Annotated in this window: 7 protein-coding genes; 6 read left to right on the forward strand and 1 reads right to left on the reverse strand. The window is 46.5% G+C overall.

All coding sequences use genetic code 11. The features are described from left to right. Positions 1-113: 113 nt before the first annotated feature. On the forward strand, positions 114-515 hold the full coding sequence (locus FTU77_RS15635) for a LysR substrate-binding domain-containing protein (RefSeq protein ID WP_001183556.1): 402 nt from the start codon (positions 114-116) through the stop codon (positions 513-515). 136 nt (positions 516-651) lie between these two features. Here the strand turns inward: FTU77_RS15635 and FTU77_RS15640 are convergent, their stop codons facing one another. Beyond that, a complete protein-coding gene (locus FTU77_RS15640) occupies positions 652-1,467 on the reverse strand; it encodes an APH(3')-I family aminoglycoside O-phosphotransferase (RefSeq protein WP_000018323.1) in 816 nt (271 codons plus the stop codon). 129 nt (positions 1,468-1,596) lie between these two features. Between FTU77_RS15640 and FTU77_RS15645 the strand changes: the two genes are divergently transcribed. The 5 genes from FTU77_RS15645 (at position 1,597) to FTU77_RS15665 (ending at position 5,429) form a co-directional block, all read left to right on the forward strand. Further along, on the forward strand, positions 1,597-2,301 hold the full coding sequence (locus FTU77_RS15645) for an IS6-like element IS26 family transposase (RefSeq protein ID WP_001067855.1): 705 nt from the start codon (positions 1,597-1,599) through the stop codon (positions 2,299-2,301). A 72-nt stretch (positions 2,302-2,373) separates the two neighbouring features. Then, complete coding sequence (locus FTU77_RS15650; protein ID WP_205779272.1) at positions 2,374-2,967, forward strand: tyrosine-type recombinase/integrase; 594 nt, start codon at positions 2,374-2,376, stop codon at positions 2,965-2,967. Positions 2,968-3,156: 189 nt separating this feature from the next. Next, complete coding sequence (locus FTU77_RS15655; RefSeq protein ID WP_024160783.1) at positions 3,157-4,323, forward strand: tetracycline-inactivating monooxygenase Tet(X3); 1,167 nt, start codon at positions 3,157-3,159, stop codon at positions 4,321-4,323. Between the two features lie 147 nt (positions 4,324-4,470). Next, a complete protein-coding gene (locus tag FTU77_RS15660) occupies positions 4,471-5,208 on the forward strand; it encodes a recombinase family protein (protein WP_001366550.1) in 738 nt (245 codons plus the stop codon). Further along, positions 5,205-5,429 carry a hypothetical protein gene (locus tag FTU77_RS15665; protein ID WP_000743213.1) on the forward strand — a complete coding sequence of 75 codons (225 nt, stop codon included), beginning with the start codon at positions 5,205-5,207 and terminating at the stop codon, positions 5,427-5,429. The genes FTU77_RS15660 and FTU77_RS15665 overlap by 4 nt, the downstream gene beginning before the upstream one ends. Positions 5,430-5,766: the final 337 nt, after the last annotated feature.

Raw genomic sequence — 5,766 nt, forward strand, 5'->3', positions numbered from 1 at the left:
GCCAGGCCTCAGCATTTTATTATGGTGATCCCCTGGGCGAAATGCGCCTGGTAAGCAGAGTTTTTGAAATGTAAGGCCTTTGAATAAGACAAAAGGCTGCCTCATCGCTAACTTTGCAACAGTGCCATTTTAAGCGTTATGCTAAGCCCAGGAAGCCGCAGGATCTTTTGAACCACAACTGCATTAACGTCCGCTATTCTGATACGAGTGGATTGTACGCCTGGGAATTCGAGAAAGATGCTCAGAAATTCAGTCTGAAAGTCAAAGGGCAATATATTGCGAACAGCACGATTCATCAGCTCGATGCAGCATTAGACGGGCTGGGGATTGCCTATATTCCCGAGTATGTTGCAGATGGATATATCAAAAGCGGCAAGCTGATTGCTGTTCTGACCGAGTGGTGTCCATATTTTGACGGCTACCATATTTATTATCCTCACCGCCGACAGGATTCTCCTGCGTTTATGGCTTTTCTGCAAGTTTTGCGTGACAGGTACAATAATGGAATAAGATAAATTTATGAGTAAAGGATTATGTCCACGATAAGCACCTGGGTCGATTCCTGGGAGGCGGCCATGAGGGTAGGGAAGCGCCGTCCCGTCAAGTCAGCGTAATGCTCTGCCAGTGTTACAACCAATTAACCAATTCTGATTAGAAAAACTCATCGAGCATCAAATGAAACTGCAATTTATTCATATCAGGATTATCAATACCATATTTTTGAAAAAGCCGTTTCTGTAATGAAGGAGAAAACTCACCGAGGCAGTTCCATAGGATGGCAAGATCCTGGTATCGGTCTGCGATTCCGACTCGTCCAACATCAATACAACCTATTAATTTCCCCTCGTCAAAAATAAGGTTATCAAGTGAGAAATCACCATGAGTGACGACTGAATCCGGTGAGAATGGCAAAAGCTTATGCATTTCTTTCCAGACTTGTTCAACAGGCCAGCCATTACGCTCGTCATCAAAATCACTCGCATCAACCAAACCGTTATTCATTCGTGATTGCGCCTGAGCGAGACGAAATGCGCGATCGCTGTTAAAAGGACAATTACAAACAGGAATCGAATGCAACCGGCGCAGGAACGCTGCCAGCGCATCAACAATATTTTCACCTGAATCAGGATATTCTTCTAATACCTGGAATGCTGTTTTCCCGGGGATCGCAGTGGTGAGTAACCATGCATCATCAGGAGTACGGATAAAATGCTTGATGGTCGGAAGAGGCATAAATGCCGTCAGCCAGTTTAGTCTGACCATCTCATCTGTAACATCATTGGCAACGCTACCTTTGCCATGTTTCAGAAACAACTCTGGCGCATCGGGCTTCCCATACAATCGATAGATTGTCGCACCTGATTGCCCGACATTATCGCGAGCCCATCTATACCCATATAAATCAGCATCCAGGTTGGAATTTAATCGCGGCCTCGAGCAAGACGTTTCCCGTTGAATATGGCTCATAACACCCCTTGTATTACTGTTTATGTAAGCAGACAGTTTTATTGTTCATGATGATATATTTTTATCGGCACTGTTGCAAATAGTCGGTGGTGATAAACTTATCATCCCCTTTTGCTGATGGAGCTGCACATGAACCCATTCAAAGGCCGGCATTTTCAGCGTGACATCATTCTGTGGGCCGTACGCTGGTACTGCAAATACGGCATCAGTTACCGTGAGCTGCAGGAGATGCTGGCTGAACGCGGAGTGAATGTCGATCACTCCACGATTTACCGCTGGGTTCAGCGTTATGCGCCTGAAATGGAAAAACGGCTGCGCTGGTACTGGCGTAACCCTTCCGATCTTTGCCCGTGGCACATGGATGAAACCTACGTGAAGGTCAATGGCCGCTGGGCGTATCTGTACCGGGCCGTCGACAGCCGGGGCCGCACTGTCGATTTTTATCTCTCCTCCCGTCGTAACAGCAAAGCTGCATACCGGTTTCTGGGTAAAATCCTCAACAACGTGAAGAAGTGGCAGATCCCGCGATTCATCAACACGGATAAAGCGCCCGCCTATGGTCGCGCGCTTGCTCTGCTCAAACGCGAAGGCCGGTGCCCGTCTGACGTTGAACACCGACAGATTAAGTACCGGAACAACGTGATTGAATGCGATCATGGCAAACTGAAACGGATAATCGGCGCCACGCTGGGATTTAAATCCATGAAGACGGCTTACGCCACCATCAAAGGTATTGAGGTGATGCGTGCACTACGCAAAGGCCAGGCCTCAGCATTTTATTATGGTGATCCCCTGGGCGAAATGCGCCTGGTAAGCAGAGTTTTTGAAATGTAAGGCCTTTGAATAAGACAAAAGGCTGCCTCATCGCTAACTTTGCAACAGTGCCAGTTTTATTACGAACGTGTTTTGGGTGGACAACGGAAAACATATTTCATCGAAAGACCAAAAAAAGAAAAAACACTTCCTGTTGTGATGAGTGAAGAAGAAACCATTCGGGTACTACGCGCTATTGAAAACGTGAAACACAAGGCTATTCTGATGACTATTTATTCGGCAGGTTTGCGCATTTCTGAATGTATAAACCTGAAAATAAAAGACATTGACTCCAAGCGCATGCAAATTCGTATAGAACAGTCAAAAGGAAAAAGAGATCGTTATACCATTTTATCTGAGAAAACATTAATTATTTTAAGAACATACTTTATGGAATATAAACCAAAAGATTATTTATTTGAAGGTCAAAAAGGTGGCGCATACTCAAGCCGAAGTATTCAAAACATTTTTAAAGCAGCTGTTTTAAAAGCAAAGATTCAAAAGGAAGTTACTGTACATACCTTACGACATAGCTTTGCAACGCATTTGCTTGAGAATGGTACGAGTTTACGTTATATTCAATCGTTGTTAGGTCATTCAAGCAGTAAAACAACTGAGGTTTATACACATATTACCACCAAGGGAATGGAACAATTAAAAAGTCCGATGGATTTGTTAGATATATAGAAAGGATTTGTATATTTGAGCAAAACTTAACAAAAAGCACTATGAATATAAATCCTTTTGAGAGAGTAGAAACGAACGGTAAACGGTTGAAAACGGATTTGTCACTGATAATGAAAGGTTTAGCAAAATAAGATATAGTGGATATATACGCCATTTGGCGTATAGCCACTTGTTATGTGCCATTTTTGAATGACAATGCGAATAGATACAGACAAACAAATGAATTTACTTAGTGATAAGAACGTTGCAATAATTGGTGGTGGACCCGTTGGACTGACTATGGCAAAATTATTACAGCAAAACGGCATAGACGTTTCAGTTTACGAAAGAGACAACGACCGAGAGGCAAGAATTTTTGGTGGAACCCTTGACCTACACAAAGGTTCAGGTCAGGAAGCAATGAAAAAAGCGGGATTGTTACAAACTTATTATGACTTAGCCTTACCAATGGGTGTAAATATTGCTGATGAAAAAGGCAATATTTTATCCACAAAAAATGTAAAGCCCGAAAATCGATTTGACAATCCTGAAATAAACAGAAATGACTTAAGGGCTATCTTGTTGAATAGTTTAGAAAACGACACGGTTATTTGGGATAGAAAACTTGTTATGCTTGAACCTGGTAAGAAGAAGTGGACACTAACTTTTGAGAATAAACCGAGTGAAACAGCAGATTTGGTTATTCTTGCCAATGGTGGAATGTCGAAAATAAGGAGCTTTGTTACCGACACGCAAGTTGAAGAAACCGGTACTTTCAACATCCAAGCTGATATTCTTCAACCGGAAATAAACTGTCCCGGATTTTTTCAGCTATGCAACGGCAACCGATTAATGGCGGGACATCAGGGCATTTTATTGTTTGCCAATCCCAATAATAATGGTGCATTGTATTTAGGAATTAGTTTTAAAACGCCCGATGAATGGAAAAATAAAATTCCCTTAGATTTTCAGGACAGAAACAGCGTTGCCGATTTTTTATTGAAAAGATTTTCCAAATGGAGTGAAGTTTACAAACAATTAATACGTTCGGTATCAACATTTCAATGCTTGCCCACAAGGAAATTTCCTTTGAACAATGATTGGAAAAGTAACCGTCCATTACCCATAACAATGATTGGCGATGCTGCTCATTTGATGTCGCCTTTTGCAGGACAGGGTGTAAATACGGGATTATTGGATGCTTTGATATTGTCTGAAAACCTTACAAACGGAGAATTTACAAGTATTGAAAATGCCATCGAAAACTACGAACAACAAATGTTTGTTTATGCAAAAGATACGCAGGACGAATCGACAGAAAACGAAACCGAAATGTTTAGTCCCAATTTTTCGTTTCAAAAATTATTGAATCTATAAACAGTAAGAAAAAACGGCTACTAACAAGCAGTTTTGCAATAGTGGGCAGAAGTGCAAAATTGAACTTGTGTGCTTCTATCAACTTTTGTACATTAGCTGCCAGTTTAAGATGGGTGCATTTGAGTATGCCCAAAGGAGCCCGCAAGTATGCGCAGGACGAAGCCAGTAGCCGCGCCGATGGTGGCGCGGGTCTATCTGCGCGTCAGCACCGACGCGCAGGACTTGGAACGCCAAGAGGCGATCACTACGGCCGCGAAGGCCGCCGGCTACTACGTCGCCGGCATCTACCGTGAGAAGGCATCCGGCGCACGCGCCGACCGGCCTGAGCTGCTGCGCATGATCGGCGACCTACAGCCCGGCGAGGTGGTCATTGCCGAGAAGATCGACCGCATCAGCCGCCTACCTTTGCCCGAGGCCGAGCGCCTGGTGGCCTCGATACAGGCCAAAGGCGCACGCCTGGCCGTCCCTGGCGTGGTCGATCTATCCGACCTGGCGGCCGAGGCCCAGGGCGTCGCCAAGATCGTGCTGGAAGCCGTGCAGATCATGCTTTTTCGCCTGGCCTTGCAGATGGCCCGCGACGACTACGAGGACAGGCGCGAACGCCAGCGCCAAGGCATTGAGTTGGCCCGCCAGGCCGGGCGGTACAAGGGCCGCCGTGCTGATCCGAAGCGCCGCGCCCAAGTTGTCGCGCTGCGCAAGTCCGGCTACAGCATCAACAAGACCGCCGAGCTGGCCGGGTACAGTGCGGCCCAGGTGAAACGGATATGGGCCGAGGTCAGCCAGGCCGAAGCGAAGCAGCACGGCGCGTTCGTGGAGGACGCATTGACGGAAGCCGATGCCCTGGCCGCTGTCGGCCAGGATGAGCGCCAGGAGGAAAGGGCATGAAGAAGCCGAACCAAGACGACGAGCCGTTTTTCATCACCGAGGAGATTGCGGCCGAAATGATCGCCGGCGGCTATGAGTTCGAGCTGCCGCCCATTCCTTGCACCATCCGCCTACGCGACGTGCTGGAGCGCATGACCGATGCTGAGCTAGCATTGCAGCCGGGCGAGATCGCCGACCAGGAGCGTGAACGCTGCCGGCGCAAGCCGTGTTCAACCTCATGATCTGGTCATGGTATTTTTCATGGCACTGAGCCTGATAGTTCTTGCAAATTGTTGTCACTAAAGGGTTTTGTGTGCTTGTTTACAATCGAGTGGGAGTGACGGGCACTGGCTGGCAATGTCTAGCAACGGCAGGCATTTCGGCTGAGGGTAAAAGAACTTTCCGCTAAGCGATAGACTGTATGTAAACACAGTATTGCAAGGACGCGGAACATGCCTCATGTGGCGGCCAGGACGGCCAGCCGGGATCGGGATACTGGTCGTTACCAGAGCCACCGACCCGAGCAAACCCTTCTCTATCAGATCGTTGACGAGTATTACCCGGCATTCGCTGCGCTTA

Source organism: Acinetobacter sp. YH12142, assembly GCF_013418435.1.
GTDB classification, from domain to species: Bacteria; Pseudomonadota; Gammaproteobacteria; order Pseudomonadales; family Moraxellaceae; genus Acinetobacter; species Acinetobacter amyesii.

Bases quoted from the DNA above. Each gene is read 5' to 3' on its own strand.
- FTU77_RS15655 (WP_024160783.1), top strand. From the start codon at position 3,157: ATGACAATGCGAATAGATACAGACAAACAAATGAATTTACTTAGTGAT.
- FTU77_RS15665 (WP_000743213.1), top strand. From the start codon at position 5,205: ATGAAGAAGCCGAACCAAGACGACGAGCCGTTTTTCATCACCGAGGAG.
- FTU77_RS15660 (WP_001366550.1), top strand. From the start codon at position 4,471: ATGCGCAGGACGAAGCCAGTAGCCGCGCCGATGGTGGCGCGGGTCTAT.
- FTU77_RS15645 (WP_001067855.1), top strand. From the start codon at position 1,597: ATGAACCCATTCAAAGGCCGGCATTTTCAGCGTGACATCATTCTGTGG.
- FTU77_RS15640 (WP_000018323.1), bottom strand. From the start codon at position 1,467: ATGAGCCATATTCAACGGGAAACGTCTTGCTCGAGGCCGCGATTAAAT.